17 protein-coding genes are annotated in these 16,182 nt (G+C 40.6%); 5 read left to right on the top strand and 12 right to left on the bottom strand.

Annotated features, from left to right (window positions below):
• Positions 1-9: 9 nt before the first annotated feature.
• Positions 10-1,113, bottom strand: coding sequence for a ribosome small subunit-dependent GTPase A (gene rsgA / locus DLD82_RS00450; RefSeq protein ID WP_109939131.1), 1,104 nt, complete (start codon positions 1,111-1,113; stop codon positions 10-12).
• Positions 1,114-1,270: 157 nt separating this feature from the next.
• Between rsgA and DLD82_RS00445 the strand changes: the two genes are divergently transcribed.
• The gene (locus tag DLD82_RS00445; RefSeq protein ID WP_109939174.1) at positions 1,271-2,020 is read left to right on the top strand and encodes a 4Fe-4S double cluster binding domain-containing protein; all 750 of its coding nucleotides are present in this window, start codon (positions 1,271-1,273) and stop codon (positions 2,018-2,020) included.
• Here DLD82_RS00445 and DLD82_RS00440 read toward each other — a convergent pair.
• The 5 genes from DLD82_RS00440 to DLD82_RS00420 form a co-directional block, all read right to left on the bottom strand.
• Positions 1,995-3,293, bottom strand: a complete 1,299-nt coding sequence (locus DLD82_RS00440) for a tetratricopeptide repeat protein (protein WP_109939130.1) — start codon at positions 3,291-3,293, stop codon at positions 1,995-1,997. The two genes, DLD82_RS00445 and DLD82_RS00440, sit on opposite strands and share 26 nt — an antisense overlap.
• 82 nt (positions 3,294-3,375) lie before the next feature.
• Complete coding sequence (locus tag DLD82_RS00435; protein ID WP_109939129.1) at positions 3,376-3,933, bottom strand: HdeD family acid-resistance protein; 558 nt, start codon at positions 3,931-3,933, stop codon at positions 3,376-3,378.
• Positions 3,934-4,035: 102 nt separating this feature from the next.
• A complete protein-coding gene (locus DLD82_RS00430) occupies positions 4,036-4,926 on the bottom strand; it encodes a glycine betaine ABC transporter substrate-binding protein (protein WP_109939173.1) in 891 nt (296 codons plus the stop codon).
• 38 nt (positions 4,927-4,964) lie between these two features.
• On the bottom strand, positions 4,965-5,855 hold the full coding sequence (locus DLD82_RS00425) for an ABC transporter permease (RefSeq protein ID WP_109939128.1): 891 nt from the start codon (positions 5,853-5,855) through the stop codon (positions 4,965-4,967).
• Positions 5,852-7,060, bottom strand: coding sequence for a quaternary amine ABC transporter ATP-binding protein (locus DLD82_RS00420; RefSeq protein ID WP_245920324.1), 1,209 nt, complete (start codon positions 7,058-7,060; stop codon positions 5,852-5,854). Before DLD82_RS00420 ends, DLD82_RS00425 begins: the two co-directional genes overlap by 4 nt.
• Positions 7,061-7,382: 322 nt before the next feature.
• Here DLD82_RS00420 and DLD82_RS00415 point away from each other — a divergent pair, with 322 nt between their 5' ends.
• From DLD82_RS00415 to DLD82_RS00405, 3 genes are read left to right on the top strand one after another with little or no spacing between them, the layout of a single operon-like run.
• The gene (locus DLD82_RS00415; RefSeq protein WP_109939127.1) at positions 7,383-7,778 is read left to right on the top strand and encodes a GerW family sporulation protein; all 396 of its coding nucleotides are present in this window, start codon (positions 7,383-7,385) and stop codon (positions 7,776-7,778) included.
• Between the two features lie 12 nt (positions 7,779-7,790).
• Positions 7,791-8,441 (top strand): DUF2953 domain-containing protein, encoded by a 651-nt coding sequence (locus tag DLD82_RS00410; protein WP_109939126.1) that lies wholly within the window; start codon positions 7,791-7,793, stop codon positions 8,439-8,441.
• Entirely contained in the window at positions 8,422-8,655 is a 234-nt protein-coding gene (locus DLD82_RS00405) for a hypothetical protein (protein ID WP_146199641.1), read from the top strand. Before DLD82_RS00410 ends, DLD82_RS00405 begins: the two co-directional genes overlap by 20 nt.
• Positions 8,656-8,662: 7 nt before the next feature.
• Here the strand turns inward: DLD82_RS00405 and DLD82_RS00400 are convergent, their stop codons facing one another.
• Entirely contained in the window at positions 8,663-9,619 is a 957-nt protein-coding gene (locus tag DLD82_RS00400; protein ID WP_146199640.1) for a hypothetical protein, read from the bottom strand.
• A 234-nt stretch (positions 9,620-9,853) separates the two neighbouring features.
• Between DLD82_RS00400 and DLD82_RS00395 the strand changes: the two genes are divergently transcribed.
• Positions 9,854-10,867, top strand: coding sequence for an ABC transporter substrate-binding protein (locus DLD82_RS00395; RefSeq protein ID WP_181391166.1), 1,014 nt, complete (start codon positions 9,854-9,856; stop codon positions 10,865-10,867).
• Here the strand turns inward: DLD82_RS00395 and DLD82_RS00390 are convergent.
• The 5 genes from DLD82_RS00390 to DLD82_RS00370 all read right to left on the bottom strand — a co-directional run bounded on the left by DLD82_RS00390 (position 10,860) and on the right by DLD82_RS00370 (position 16,027).
• Positions 10,860-11,906 (bottom strand): ABC transporter substrate-binding protein, encoded by a 1,047-nt coding sequence (locus tag DLD82_RS00390; protein WP_181391165.1) that lies wholly within the window; start codon positions 11,904-11,906, stop codon positions 10,860-10,862. The genes DLD82_RS00395 and DLD82_RS00390 overlap by 8 nt on opposite strands.
• 113 nt (positions 11,907-12,019) lie before the next feature.
• Positions 12,020-12,811 (bottom strand): ABC transporter ATP-binding protein, encoded by a 792-nt coding sequence (locus DLD82_RS00385; protein ID WP_245920323.1) that lies wholly within the window; start codon positions 12,809-12,811, stop codon positions 12,020-12,022.
• A complete protein-coding gene (locus tag DLD82_RS00380) occupies positions 12,811-13,875 on the bottom strand; it encodes a FecCD family ABC transporter permease (protein ID WP_109939120.1) in 1,065 nt (354 codons plus the stop codon). The genes DLD82_RS00385 and DLD82_RS00380 overlap by 1 nt, the downstream gene beginning before the upstream one ends.
• Positions 13,876-13,877: 2 nt before the next feature.
• The gene (locus tag DLD82_RS00375) at positions 13,878-15,023 is read right to left on the bottom strand and encodes a hypothetical protein (RefSeq protein ID WP_109939119.1); all 1,146 of its coding nucleotides are present in this window, start codon (positions 15,021-15,023) and stop codon (positions 13,878-13,880) included.
• Positions 15,020-16,027, bottom strand: a complete 1,008-nt coding sequence (locus DLD82_RS00370; protein WP_109939118.1) for a radical SAM protein — start codon at positions 16,025-16,027, stop codon at positions 15,020-15,022. Before DLD82_RS00370 ends, DLD82_RS00375 begins: the two co-directional genes overlap by 4 nt.
• Positions 16,028-16,182: the final 155 nt, after the last annotated feature.

The following is a 16,182-nucleotide window of genomic DNA, read 5'->3' as shown; positions in this document are numbered from 1 at the left end:
TCCCTGAATTTACCTGTTTTGAATCCATCTTTTTTTCTCACGATAATTTTTCCCTAGTTCACAAATTCCCTGCCATCTTTCTTTTTCCATCCGTTTTAATCCGATATTGGCCTTGTCCTTTTCAAAAGCAATCTCTTTTTGTATCTTCAGATATTGTTCCAGGCGACCGGGCATCAGAGTTCCTTCTGTTATTGCCTGAATAACCGCACACCCCGGTTCATTCTGATGAGTGCAGTCAGAAAATTTACATCCGACTGCAATACTTTCAATATCTGAAAATTCTTCACTCAGATGTTCTCCGGCAGTCCATACCCTGATTTCCCGCATACCTGGTGTATCCACGATGCAGCATCCGGAGGGAAGTGTTGTCAGATGTCTTACCGTCGTGGTATGTCTTCCTTTCCCGTCATCTTCACGAATTTCTCCGGTTTTCTGATCCGTGGATCCGGTCAGGGCATTCATAAGGGTGGATTTTCCAACTCCGGATGAACCAAGGAATATCACGGTTTTTTGTGAACCCAGGTAGGGCTTTAGTACATCAAGACCCGAGGACTGTAGGGCACTGACCGGAAAAACAGAGACATCTCCTATTTCCCGTTGAATTTGATTAATAAAGGGTGAGATATCATCACAGGTATCGGCTTTATTAAGGAGAATCACCGGGTGTGCTCCTGATGCCCTGACGATGAGCATGTACCGAAGCAGTCGGGGAATACTGAAATCATGTCCGGGATCAGTAATGATAAAAACCATGTCTATATTTGCAGCGATTACCTGTTCTCCGGTATGTTCACCAGAGCCGCCTCGTGAGATTGTAGTTCTTCGCTCCAATATCGAGACAATCATCTTTGTTCCGGTATCCGGGTCCGAGAGTACCACGACGAAGTCCCCTACAACGGGAATCATCTTTTTGGTCTTCATCGCTCCTGATATGGGAAGTGATATGATGCCATCAGGAGTTATAACATCATACCTCGTTTTATGGGCAGTGACTACTCTTCCGGGAATATATGGCCCTTTAAAGGAAGAGAAAAGAAAATTCCAGTCTTCATCCCATCCCAGATCTTTTAAAGTAATTGGTGGGTTTTCAATAATTTCTGATGATTTATTCATATAAGTGGTTTCATAAAAAAACTATAACAGATTTTGGGAATTTAGTTCCTTTCTTGCACCAGATGAAAGGAATGGGTAATAAGAACCGCGGGTTAATCATCCGGGTATTACCAATAGAATGATTTTACTTAAAAACAATAGTTCTTTTAGGGATATTATGGAAGAACTACATGATCAAATATTATCCCTTTGCAGGGATCATGACGCAACATATAGTGGAATTGCGGATCTTGTTCCTCTCCGTGATGAAGTAATAAGACAGGGAGGGGAGATACTCCGGGCATATTCAAAGGCTGTGGTCTTTGGTATCGTCCTGCAGAATAGCCTTGTGGATATGCTGCCCCTGAAAAATCCGGGGTTGAAAAATCTCTATAGTCATCACGGATATCAGGTAATCAACAACCGGATTGATCTTCTGAGTTCACGAATCGCCGATATAATACAGAATAATGGATATACTGCATTCCCTCTTCCTGCATCCCAAAGGTATGACAAAGAAAATATCTCTTCAATATTTTCCCATAAATTAGCAGCTAGGCAGGCCGGATTTGGATGGATTGGGAAAAGTTGTATGCTTATCACTCCCGAACATGGTCCGCGAGTCCGGTGGGGAAGTGTTCTGACAGATGCACCGCTTCCTGCAATTTCTGCACCAATGAAAGAAAAATGCGGGAAATGCCGGGCATGTGTTGATATCTGTCCGGTCGGGGCATATACCGGAGAACCATTCCGGGAGCGAGAACCAAGGGAAGTCAGATTTAACGCACAGTTGTGTGATAAATACTTTGATGATCTGAAAATCCGGAATGAAAAACCCGTCTGCGGTTTGTGTATGTATATCTGTCCATATGGACGAAAAAAACGAGGAAAATCTATCTCTTCTAAAAACCTTGAGATTCAAAGGTAATATTGCCTTTTTCATCTCTCTTCTCTTTAAAACTAACTCTATTTGGTCTTTTCTGCAAAGAAAGATCCGGCATCTGGTTTTCAGATCCCTGAGCTGCCATATTACTACCCGCAATTATACGATCGATGAAAGAGGGATTAATTTTTGCAATAGTTTCCATTAACTTAATACCTTCATCTTTTTTCCCTAATTGGCTTAAAGCAATAGCTTCCCCAAGCAGAGCTCCAAAATGAACGGGATCATTCGCTAATATTTTTGTATAAATCTGATGAGCTTCTTCATATTGATGCAATTCCATGAGTATTGTTGCTTTTTGCAGAAGGAACGTATTGTCCTCAGACATGATAGCCTCTGCTTTTTTGACAAATGAAAGAGCTTCATCATATTTCTTGTTTTTTACCAGTAACTCAGCCATAGCAAGGGTTGCGTAAACATGATTGGGATTTTTTTGAAGAATATGTGTAATGGCTGATTCCAGTTCATGTATTTCATCAGATTCAAACGTTCTTTTTCTCAGTAACGTAAGGACAATACGATAATATGACGCAATTAATTGTTCTTGATCATCTCCGGAGTACTCTCCGATATGATCGTAATTCATACTATCATCAACGATTGGGAAATGAAGGCCGAATTTCTGAGTTTCCTCTTTTAAACGAATGATTACATCCGAATATAATGTACGTGCCCTGGAAAAATTACCAACTTCAAAATAGCAATCAGCAAGACAGTGAAGGAGATTAATTTCAGGTTCGATAAGTTCAAAAGCCTGCTCTCCTGCGGATATTGCTTTATCATATCTCTCTTTTTGGTGATGCATTGTAAACAATGTGACATACCCAATCTGATAATCCGGCCTGATTTTTACTGATTGTTCAAGGAGCGAAATTGCTTCATCATCTTTTCCAGATTGAAAAACAAGGGATCCAAGATTGTGGAGTGCACGATAATTATCCGGTTCTAATTTAATGCATTTTTTGTATGCATGTTCTGCTTTGTCATATTCACCGGCCTGAGAACATACAATACCATGGCTCATCCAGAAATCTGCATTTTCCGGAATTAATTTTACCAGTTCATCACCTTCTTTAATAGCATATTTGGGTGGGTTTGTGGCAATAAGGCATTTGTATCGGTTTAAAAGGGCTGTTTCATGGTTCGGTTCAAGCCGGAGAACATGTTCGTAGAGAGTCAGGGCACGGTCATGGTGTCCCCTGCTTTGAAATTTCTCTGCGTCCTGAATCCTTCGTTTTATTAACTTATCCTTATTCATTCCATGTCTCCGGAGAGTCTCTTATAATTATATTTTATGGTAAATAAGGGTGCAGAGCTTTAAAAAAAGAAAAATGGTAAAATTAAGCCTGAGCTTTTTTAATCTGGAATGACATAACCGCTGCACTAATTCCGCCAAGAAGTGCAAATACACCGGCAACAAGTGGCAGGGCTAATGCCGCTCCATAGGGGAAGATGAGCAGGATAATACCGAAAATGATACTCAGTATACCCAGTATACCTGAACCTGCATCCTTTGACCGGTATGCTTCATAGAGCTTTGTTCCTCCGATCAAAAGACCCCAGAACCCGATGAGGAATACGAGCATGGTCAGGACAATTACCTCACCCCATAATGGATATGACATAATGGCAATTCCGGCAAGGATACTGATAACCGCCAGAAATATCTTCCATCCCATGTTTGATTTGTCCTGGAATAAACTGACCAGAGTGAAAATTCCTCCGACAAACCAGTAAGCCCCCATGAACAGGACCAGGTAATATGTTGTAATCACCGGAGTTGTGATAAGCATGATTCCGATGATAATTGCCATAAGGCCCCAGACAAGTACAAGCCACCAGGGCATACTTCCTACTGAAGCAGCGATTTCTGCATTCGATGGTACTTCATTACTCATAATATCATGGAAATATCCATGAGCGAATGGATAATAGTTTCCATTTTTTTTGTTACCGCAAGGTTTCTGAAACAGTTTTTCAGATCAAAAAAGAGAGAAAAATTACTGGAATTTATCCTTTACACTATTCAGTTCATCAATGGAACTGATGGTCACATAATCAGGAACAACAAGCCCTATCTTTGCTCCTTCAAGAGTTTTACCTACTTCAACCAGGTCATCACCATATTTATCCATGTAATTTGCCTGGGTTTTGGGAAGCCATGCTGATATAGTGCAGTCTATATCTCCGGTTGAAACTGCCTGGTAAAGTGGTCCGGCATCAACTGCGATGAGTTCTGTTTTGTATCCTGCCTGTTCATAAACTTTTTTGAGGACATTGGTACTTGCGATTTCTGAATCCCACAGGACATATCCGATCTTCACGAGTGAACCGTCTCCGGTAACATTACCTATCCAATTGGATACCTGGTCAGGGTGAGTAGTAATATATTCATTTGCTGCTTCTTCATCGGTTTTTCCATCTTCGATAGCAAGCATTACTGATTCCATTTCATCCGGAGTCCATTTAAATCTAAACAATATCTCGTATGCACCCGGATTATCAGCTTCAAATCCTTTTCTTGCAAGAGCCCCGATGTATTCCTCACCGCCGTAGATACCTTTTGGATCGTCTAAATACTTGAGATTAAATCGTGCAAACTTCCAATGCGGTGTCCATCCGGTAACGACTATCCATTTGTTGTCTTTGATTGCCTTTGTCAGTTCGGATGCCATTCCGGCACTGCTGCTTGAGACAAGGGTGTAATCAAGATCATAATCGGTGATGGCATCTTCGGTGTTCTGCATGATGCCGGCACCTGGTTCAATCCCAATGATTTTTCCTTTCTGCATTGATGCTGATTGTTCACTCCCGGTACATCCTGCCAAAAAGATAAATCCGGCAAGGAATATTCCTGTTAATAACAAAATTGCCTGGTTTGTAAATTTCATGTTTTTCCTCCTATAATATAATTTTTTCCTAAATTCATTCATCTCTCTCTGACCGGCACGAGATTCTGACTCAGCCGGTCAAGAATTATTGCAATAATTACAATGGCAAGGCCTGCCTCAAATCCGGAACCAATGTCCACACGCTGTATTCCATAAAGCACCTGGTATCCAAGACCTCCTGCTCCAATCATGGAAGCAATAACCGTCATGGATAACGCTAACATAATACACTGGTTTACCCCGGCCATAATGGTGGGAAGGGCAACCGGAAGTTCAACTTTTACAAGTTTCTGGATTGGTGTAGCTCCGAAAGCATCTGATACTTCAATAAGTTCTACCGGGATCTGCCTGATGCCAAGGTTCGTGAGCCTGATTGCAGGAGGCATCGCAAACACCACGGTGGCGATAATTCCCGGAACATTTCCAAGCCCAAAGAAGATAACCGCGGGGATAAGATAGACAAATGAAGGCATTGTCTGCATCAAATCCAGAAAAACCCTTATAATCTGGTTAAATCTGTTTGAATGTGAAGCAATAATTCCTAAGGGTATTCCAATGATAAGGGCCACCACAGTTGACACAATAACAAGTGACAGTGTCTCCATTGAATGGTCCCATAAATCCAGGTCCCAGATTAATAAAAGGCCGGCAATACAGAGAATGGGAAGGTCCAGAGATCCCAGGATTCTCTTTTTAATATGTTTTTTCTTTGAAATTGCCTTGAATTTAAGGGCAAATGCAATAATTGAAATGAGAATGATGAGCACAGTTGGTGGAATCGCACTAAGAAGTCCATATAATGTGCTTACCATTGCACTGAGAATATCAGTAATGGCATCAAGCAGCCAGCCCAGATTATCACTAATCCATTCTACCAGTTCTTCGATAAACGAACCAATTGGAAGACGTGGGAAAGGCGAAGGTGTCATAGCGATGCTCCTGTCCGGCCAAGAGCTGCAAGAACTGATCCTCTTACAATAACCCCTTTCAGTCGTTTTTCTTCATTAATTACGGCAATTGGGAATTTACTGTCAGCAATAACCGGAATGATATCTGCCACCGGTGTGTCAAGAGAAAGTGTTACAACATCCGGAATGATAATGTCCTGAAGTGTCAGTCCTTCTTTTCCTGCACGTAATGCATCATCTGCAGTTATGATACCTTTTAGTTCACGATTTTTTGCAACTACGAAAATCGTTGAAATTCCGGCTTCCTTCATCATTCTTAAGGCAACATGTGGTCCTGATGATGCATGGATCATGGGATCCGGAACTTTCATGACATCTTTCGCCGTAAGGACACGTGATAAATCCACGTCCTCAACAAATCGTTCAACAAATTCATTTTTCGGCTGAGTTAAAATTTCTTCAGGCGTTCCTATCTGAACAATTTCTCCAGCCTTCATAAGACCGATTCGTGTTCCCAGTTTTAGTGCTTCGTCAAGATCATGGGAGACAAAGATAATGGTTTTTTCAAGACGATCCTGAATGTCAAGAAGTTCATTCTGCATATCTCTTCTGATCATGGGATCGAGTGCTGAGAAAGCCTCATCCATTAGAAGGATATCCGGTGAACTTGCAATAGCTCGTGCAAGACCCACCCGTTGTTTCATTCCGCCTGATAACTGGTCCGGGTACGAATTCTCATATCCTGAAAGTCCGACAAGGTCTAATGTCTCTTTTGCAATACCGGCCCTCTCTTCTGCTGAAATTCCCTGGATCTCAAGGCCAAAAGCAACATTATCCTGGATATTTTTATGAGGGAGAAGTGCAAAACTCTGGAAAACCATTCCCATCCGGGATCTCCTGATGGTTCTCATCCGCTCGGTTGATACTGAAGCGATATCTTCACCATCAAGAAGAATTGATCCGGCTGTAGGGCTGATTAGCCGGTTCAGGCATCTGAGTAGTGTGGATTTTCCACAACCGGAAAGCCCCATTAATACAAATATCTCGCCCTTTTTTACAGAAAATGAGATATTTTTTAATGCTACGACATGACCTGTTCTTTCCCGGATCTCTTTTGTTGTACATCCTTTCTGCAAGTGAGTCAACATTTTCTGGGGTCTTGGACCGAATATCTTTGTAAGGTTTCTTACTTCGATAATTTCTTCTGATGTATCATCAGTCTCCACGTTATCTTACCGTCCATGTTAAGAATCTTCCCATTCCTGTTACACTTAAGGGTTGAGGTGATATAACTGTTTTGTAGGCTCATTTTTGCAAATAATCTCTTTAAAATGAAATTTTAGGGGTGTGGGGCTTTAAAATCAAAATTGAAATCCTCTTGACTTCTTAATCTCAATTTTAATCTCATATTTTTTAAAAATAGAGATTTAAAGGGGTAATTAGGATTTTTAAGATAGATGTCTGTGTTCAGTTTTTTCTCTATTCTATCTTTTCATCTGCTTTTTGGAGAGACAACTTTATGTAATAAGAAATATACTCATCTCTTATATGACAACGGAAGAAATTCTTCACGAGGCAGCAGATGAGCTGAGTAAACTCATGAATGCAAATAATATTCTTGGAGAGCCTGTGGATCTTGGTAATAAGGTAGTGATTCCTGTCACCCGGTTTGGCGTAGGTTTTGGAGTTGGAAGCGGGAAGGGCAAAGATGGCGATGGGAGCGGGGCAGGTGTTGGTGGTGGCCTTGAACCGATTGCATTGTTGGTATCTCATAAAGAGATCACCGGAGCAGAAGGGGTTCAGGTCTTTTCATTACGGAAGGAAAACCCGGTGGCACAGGTGATTACTGCTCTGAGTGAATCACTGGTTCCCCAGGTAATCGGTCTTATCAAGGACAAAGATTTTGCTGGCAATGAAACAAGCAAAGAAGAAAAAAGTGAATAACAGGAATATCATATGATCCAGACGACTGGTGCAATACTTATACCGGTCGGTATTGTTTTTTTCTTTATTTTTATATTTTGGTTTTTGTTTACGATTCCTATTGCGTTGTCGTTATTTTTCAGTCGTGATAATCTTCACCTGGCTGGAAATGTTGCGATAAAGTTTGGTGTTATCCGGTTTATTTTACCGATAAATAGATCCATGGAAGGGACAATTGAGTTTTTTTCCAAACCTCTCTGGTCTTTTCCTGTGAGTTCACCGGAAGTTCCGGAGAAAGAAGAAAAATCTGAAACCAGTATGTTTGATAACTCTGTTGGTGATGTAATTGATTGGTTACCTCTTTTTATCAGATACATCCGAAGGATTATCCGGTTTATCTCCATTGACCGGTTATCCTGTCATGTTTGTTTTGGATGTGGAGACCCGTTTACAACCGGAATTACCTATGGATATATCCAGGCATTCGTTCCGATACTTGGGCAAAAAGGCCATGATATTTCTATTTTCCCGGATTTTGAAAAGCCTGCTCTTCGAGGTGAGGTTGGAATGAATATTCTGATACGAACTCCTGTTTCTTTGATAATTTTTGCCTGTCGTTTATTTATCCCAGCAATAATCAGGACTCGAGTAAATGGTAAATCAGATGAAAAATGTTTGTCATGAAATCAGGATAATACAACATCCTGTTTTTCTTGGTGAAAGGGAGATCTATCCGGTTGTCAGAACCACTGTGTGGTCTTTAGAGAATGGATTTTTCTTGTCAGGAAATCCTCTTGCATTAATTATTAAAGAAAAAGAAAATTGGTTTTTTGTTTCAATGGATCAGGACATTCCTGATATTTTCACATTATTGTCGGTGATGAAAAAAGAGAAGTAAAATGGTGTTACAACACTGTTAATTCTACAATTTTAATTCCGTTCTCTAAAGTGACCGGGGGAACTCCGACAAGATATGTAACGACATCTCCGCTCATAAGTGGTAACATGTTGTAAAACTTTTCAGTATCTGTTCCCCAATCTTCTACGATTTCTCCATTAATTGCAACAACAAGGTCAGATGTATCCTTTTCCCATCGGTTATCGTTGATGGCATCTAAGAGAAGAATTTCCCGGTCTTCATAGGAATGATCTGCAACCTCAAAGGTATATCCTCCATCCTGGGCTGCTTTAGCAAGGGCTCCAAGAGGAGTTTTTTCATTTACATCATAGGTTTTTCCGGATCCCGTAATTATTGCAATGGTTCCATCAGATAATTCGATCTCTCCTGCAAACATTGTGCTGTTATCTTCTGAAACATCTTCTTCATCATTCAGTTCAGGTTCAGAAACTGATATGCCTTTTAATTCGATAACCGCAATATTTCCAACGCTTTGTCCCATGGTGATATCAGCGCCATACACTTTAAGGGGATATGGAGGTACATCACTTGAGGCAAAGGATTCGTTGTTCTGGAGATTGCATACAATTATTTCTGCTTCTTCAGAGATGTTTGCACTTTCAATTTCTGCAGAATATCCGTCTCCCCCAATAATTTCCACGGTATATCCTGTTTTTGCAGCGTCACTGTTAAATGATGCATCTCCTTCTCCATCATCAACAAGACCAATCAGAGTGATCAATGGAACTCCTGAAAAAATGTCTCCTGCTTCATCGGTGAATGACGCTGATGATGTAGCAGCCAGTTCTTCGAAATCTGATTTGGATAATGTCTTATTAATCACTCCTATAAGATCAATTGTCCATTCTTCATTCTCATCTGCAATAACCGGTGAGATAAGAAATACACCTAATGTGACAAGGAAAAGTAATTTCGTGGTCACACTCCAAAACACTTCGTACATACATGGTATTGTTATCCTTTCTTAAATCTAAAAATATCTATTTCATTGTAAAAGTCACAAAGATTCATTAGATTGATATATCATCTGGTATATCAGATAATTCGCAGAACCTTTTTCATATCATAGATAAATTCAGAGTGCATATTGGATCATATGAATTCTCAAGGAAGGGTATTTGTGTACCCCTTCTCTATCAAATCATTGATTTCATTTTTACTTCTGTTGAGTATAGTGATGGGAGTTTCCTGTTGCTTCGCTGATAAGACGGTAACAGATCTGGGCGGCACTGAGGTTTTTCTTCCGGATTCCATCGAAAGAATTGCGACTATTGAACCGGTTGGTTATCAGTTTTTAATTATTATTGATGAGGAGGATAAACTCACCGGTGCCTGTACCGGATGGGCGAACCGGACACTTCTGAAAAAAATAAATCCGGTTTTTTCAAAATTGCCCTGGCCTGGTGATCCAAATAGTGTTAATCTTGAAGAACTGTTAAAGGAGAACCCGGATCTTGTCATATCAAAAGTCGGGTACGATGAAAGTACTCAATCAATGCGGGATATCGGTTTAGATGTAGTGGAAATTTATCCGGAAAATCCTGAAGAACTGTTAAAAAGTGTCTCTTTATTAGGAGAAGCATTGGATAAGGAAGATAAAGCCAATGAGTATATCTCTTATTTTGAAAAAACCTTGAATCAAATCCGGGAGAAAACAGAAAAAATCCCCGAGAACGATAAAAAGAAAATATATCTTATGGGCAGCAGCCCTCTTGATACCGCGGGTTCTGATTATTATCAGCATTACATGGTTACCGCAGCCGGAGGTATCAATGTTGCTGGCTACCTTACCGGAGGATGGAATAGTATATCACTAGAAGAAGTCTATTCCTGGGATCCGGATGTAATAATCATGATGCCTTATACCAGTGCAAACCCTGAAGAAATTGCACAGGATCCTGCCTGGCAAAAGGTTGATGCAGTAAAAAATAATCAGATTTACCGGTTACCTGAATATATTATGGCATATGATATGCCTGGACCTGAGTCGATACTGGGAATTATGTGGATGGCAACCATTCTCTATCCGGATAATGTTCAATATGATTTGAATGAGGAGTTTAAAGATTTTTATTCCACATTTTATGGATTAGATTTAACAAATGCAGATATCAAACAAATTATTACCGATCAGTCCAAAATGCAAAATTTTTTTGAAGAAATTCCAGGACTAGGAGAAAAAATTAATTGATGATGGTTGGATTTACATCCAACAGATCCTGTTTTTCAAGTATGGATGCGATTGTTGCATCTGCAATATCGTACCCATAGTATTTCTTATAAAAAGATCGCATTTCATCTTCAATTTCAAAATTTACTTTCTCCGGATAAATTTTTTCAGAAAGCCACATCATTCCGAGAACTGATTCGGGTGCTGGAACATCCCATGATGAGATATATTTGGGCATCCGGTACACCTTTCCTTCTTTTACTGCACTCAGTTTCTGCCATGACGGATCAGCCTGGAGATCGTCAACAGAAATTTTTGAATACGGAGCAAAAAGAATTACATCCGGATTCCAGGTATATAACTGTTCTAATGATACATCATTCCAGCCTCCTGAAAATTCTCCGGCAATATTTTTTCCACCAGCATTTTCAATTAAATAGTGCTGATAATAATCTGCTCCAACCGTTGAGAGAGGTTCAAGCCCCCCAATATAGACCGTCTTAAGTTCTTCTTTTGGAATATCTGCTGTCTGGTTTTGTATGTACTCCATCTTTTCAGAATACCATGAAATGAAATCATCGGCCTGCTCTTCTTTTCCAATCGCATCTCCGATAAGTCTGATGCCCTCAATCAGTTTGTCCGGTGATTCTGAATCTATCTCAATAACTGAATAACCAAGATCACGGATATTCTGATTCATCTCATCACTCCCAACCTGGGAGATTACCAGGTCTGGTTTTATTGCGGTGAGTGATTCAAGATTTGTCCCAGAAGGGCCTCCAACACTTTTCAGTTCGGCAACTTTTGCATTTACTTCATGCAGGATTTTTTTATCCGCAGGGCCTAAAAATATCGAAGATAAGAGTTCTCCGCCATTAATTGTAAGAACCATCTGGGTGGCAAAGGGATCCAGACATACAACAGATGAGACCGATTCAGGAATTTTGACCTCGTTCCCACTCATATCAACAACAAATTTTTCCGGATTATCAGAAGAAGAAACCGGAAAACTGAGAAGAATAAAGCATAATATGACACACAAACCAACTTTCATTTTCATATTCATTCCCTCGAAATATCCAGCAGTAAAGTATAATCTGCTGGTATAGCATCATCACATTTTACACATATTTAAATATTGAATTGAATGACGATTCCAATTGGTATAACAGGTCAATTCATTACCTGATTGTTTTTCCTGACCGGAAGACAGACAGTGCGCCCGCATTCTGAAACGGTGCTGATTACTACATCAATACCATACGCTTGTTCCATCAATTCCTTTGTAATTACTTCGTCTGCAGTTCCAATACCAATAAACCTGGTCTCCTGCATAACTGCTACAAGGTGGGATATCAGAAATGCATGGTCCGGAAAATGAGAACTCATAACAACTGACAATCCTTCTCCGGCTAATTCCTCAATAATTGATAAAACTTTAAACTGGTTTCCAAAATCAAGATGAGAGGTAGGTTCATCAAGAATCAACAAGGATGGACTCTGAGTAAGAGCCCGTGCGATGGAAACCAGTTGGAATTCTCCTCCGGAAATTTCTGATATTGGCCGGTCTGCCAGATAATCTACACCAACCTTTTTTAATGCCTGCATTGCCTTCAGGTAGTCTTTTGATCCAGGCTGTCCAAAGACCGGTAAATGAGGTGATCTTCCCATCAGTACATAATCCAGGACTGGAAATGGAAAAATTATCTGATGAGCCTGGGGAACATAGGCCATTATTCGTGCCTGTTTACGATGTGATATTGATTCCTTTTTTTCACCTGAAAGGTGAATATCTCCGGATTCAGGTGAAAGAAGTCCCACCAGACATTTTATCAGGGTGGATTTTCCAGTTCCATTCGGTCCAAGAATCGTAAATATCTTCCCTGGTTGAAGATGAAAGGAAATATCTGAAAATACTGGTTTATCTTTTTCATATGCGAAAGAGAGATGATTTACCTCAATCATCAGGCCCACCCTACTTTTTTTCGGCTTAGCAAGTATGCAAAAAAAGGAACTCCGATGACTGATGTAAGAATTCCAAGTGGTATCTCCTGAGTGGTGAGTGTTCTGGCTAAATCATCAATTACAACCAGGTATGAAGCTCCAAGGATTACTGATACTGGTAGGAGATGTCGGTAATCCGGTCCGACTATCATTCTGCCAAGATGGGGAATAACCAATCCTACCCATCCGATTATTCCGCTGATACATACTCCAGATGCAGTAATTACTGTACAGATGATGATAATAATCTGGGCCATTCTGGTGGTATTTATGCCAAGTGAATGAGCTTCCTCTTCTCCGGATGCAAGAATTGTTATCCGCCACCGAAGGAGAATCAGAATTATCAATCCACTGATGATAGGAATTGAAACGGCATACACATCCTTCCAGTTAGTTGATGACATACTGCCCATCAGCCAGAAAACAATAGCAGGTAGTTTCTGATAGGGATCTGCCACATATTTCACGAGTGATATCATGGCTGAAAAAAACGATCCGACAATTATTCCTGCCAGTACCAGAATCAGGGATGATCCTCCCTTGTACACTCTGCTCAGTCCATATGCAATACCAACTGCAATAACACCCCATACAAATGCCAGTAATTGGATAATTATCGGATCTCCGGAGATCAATATACCGAGTGCTGCACCAAAACCGGCTCCCGCTGCAACTCCCAGAATATCTGATGAGACCAGAGGGTTACGAAATAATCCCTGAAAGGCTGATCCAGATGCAGCAAGTCCTGCTCCGACAAGCATAACTGCTATCACTCTTGGCAATCGGATCTGAAGCAGAACAGTCTCCTGCACATCGGTCCATGTGACCGGAAGAGAACAGATCTGCGATATCATTATCATTGCAGCAGTACAGGGTGATATGTCATATCTTCCAAGTGAGAGGGAAACAAAAAAAAGAGCCGCAGGAATCAGACAGAGGATTAATAATTGTTTTTTTTGAGATTTTTTTATATGTTCAATATGATTTGTGAATGTTTCTTCGTTTGTATGTGGCAATTTTTTCATGGTTATTCCTGTTGGGATATTCCTTTTTCAGAGAAGATTGCCATGGTACCGTGGTTATATTGATTACATACCTTACATTCAATTGTTATATCCGCTCCGGAACTGACATGAGTAAATACACTTCTGGTTCCAACAGCTGCACTTTTTCCTGGCCAAATTTCTCCGATGGTTCCATGAGGAATTTGATCTATTATGCCGGAGAATGGATAGGCTTTTTTCATTCCGTCGTGAATGAATCCCCTGTATCCCGGAGGCCAGGGCTGGCTACTTATATGTTTACCCGTCGTTATTGCCAGGTATTGCTCACAGGACATGGTGTACCGGTACCAATGATCGGAGTTAGATACCATTCTGCAGGGAAGATCATCGGTACCTAATCCTTCGATTATGATAAGAGCAGTTTTTTCTGATTCAAGTGATCGTAATACCCCTCCGGAAATATCCGTGATATCATGCACAGAAGAATCAAGTCCAGATATCGGAATTTTTTCATTCTGTCCGGGTAGAAAATGATATGGCCTGATGCAGGATCCAAGAGCTCTGAACGTATATCCCGGTTTTGCAATTACGAGAAGGTCAGGGATGTCTTTTTTATTTTCCAAGGACATTTGGAATGTTTCCAAAATTTCTTCTCTTGAGTATACTCCGGAAACATGTGGATGAGCATGGAGATAATTCAGGTCCTTACCAGAGGGTTCCATGATCGTTGCCAGGTGATGAACTGGTCCTCCTGCGTCTGCTAGTCCGGATAATCCCGTCAGATCAATAATTCCCTGGTGCTTTATCATCGCTCCGGTACCTACAATTACCGGGTTATATCCATTTATTTCGCAAAAACCAGACACATGATCCAGAAGTCCGGAAATCATTTCATTCCATTCATTTCCCTCCATACCTTCATTAAACCGGAGAAAATAAGGGGTAGCATAATCGAGCATGAGGAATTCTGGTTCATAGGCATTCACGATCTCTTGAGCAACATCGGTTACCCAAGGGATGGCACCAGAATCCCTGTCTCCCGGATACCGGTGAGATTCCAAAATAGGGCTGAGAAGTGAAGGCAGATACCCGGATAATGATATTTGCCTGCCGGATTTCATATCTACATGAGTCTGCCACCCTCCTGCATTGATAATTCCTGCTCTCATGAACCATTCTCCAAATGTTCCCAATCTACATAATTTCCGGTTATGGGGATTTTGGTATTACAATGAGGACATTTTCCATTCGATAAATTATACCCGATAAGTCTTCCACCACAGGTTCCGGTGTTTATCCGTTCTATGACAATATTTCCACATACCGGACATATCGTAGAGAGACCCTGAGCCCCTACATAATTTCCAAAATAGGTGTAGGGGAGCATTTTTCTAAGATCATGCAAAATTTGTTCAATTTTTTGAATGTCTGGCGGTGGAGCATCTTTAAGCATATACTCCGGAAGGAGACGCAATACATGCCATGGTATTTCCGGATTAATTTGTGCGATGAAACGGCAGATTTTCCCGAGTTTTTCTGATGAGATCGGCTCTAATACCGGGGTTGTAATTTCCAGATGGCAGACAGAGGATGCATATGTAATTGAATTACAAATTGGTGATATTGATGTAACGCCTGTTAAATCAGCATATTCCTGGTCTGTTAAAGCTTTTAGGCTGATATTCAGAAAATCACATGCTTCACATAATTTTTGCAATGAAGTATTAGTCAGGTACCCATTTGTAAGGCATCCTACCAGAATTCCCTCTTTTTTTGCGGTAGCTGCAAGTTCGAGAAAGGAGGGAAGACTTACTGTAGGTTCATTTATTGCAAAAACAATACTTTGACAGCCTGACTTTTTTGCGATGGTCACAACCTTTTCCGGAAAGAGGTTCATTAATGGAACTTCTTCAACCGGACATTTGGCGATGTATGCATTGGAGCAATATTTACAATCCATGGTGCATCCTGCCGTTCCAATCATGAGTGACCGGCTTCCCGGATAGACATGAAAAAATGGGAATTGTTCAATATGACTCTGGTTTAGCCCTGACCATGAATAAGGAAACCGCTCAATGATTACTCCGTTCTGAACGGTATACATCTGACAATATCCGGTTTTATTTTCTGAAATACTGCATCCTCTTGGACAGTATTCACATTGTATTGTCATGTGACACCTTTAGAAATAGTGATGCATGGATCGGAAGATATCTGCTGCTATATCAATTGTGTTTTCAAAATAAGGTGGATACTTACTCATCTCTACTTATTTCATCTTGGGGATTGATTATACCTGTCGATTGTATTAAATTGCCATGAAGAAAA

Origin of the sequence: Methanospirillum stamsii (genome assembly GCF_003173335.1) — an archaeon.
Lineage (GTDB): Archaea > Halobacteriota > Methanomicrobia > Methanomicrobiales > Methanospirillaceae > Methanospirillum > Methanospirillum stamsii.
The sequence above is the reverse complement of the archived record's forward strand: the minus strand, read 5'-3'. Positions and strand labels throughout refer to the sequence as shown.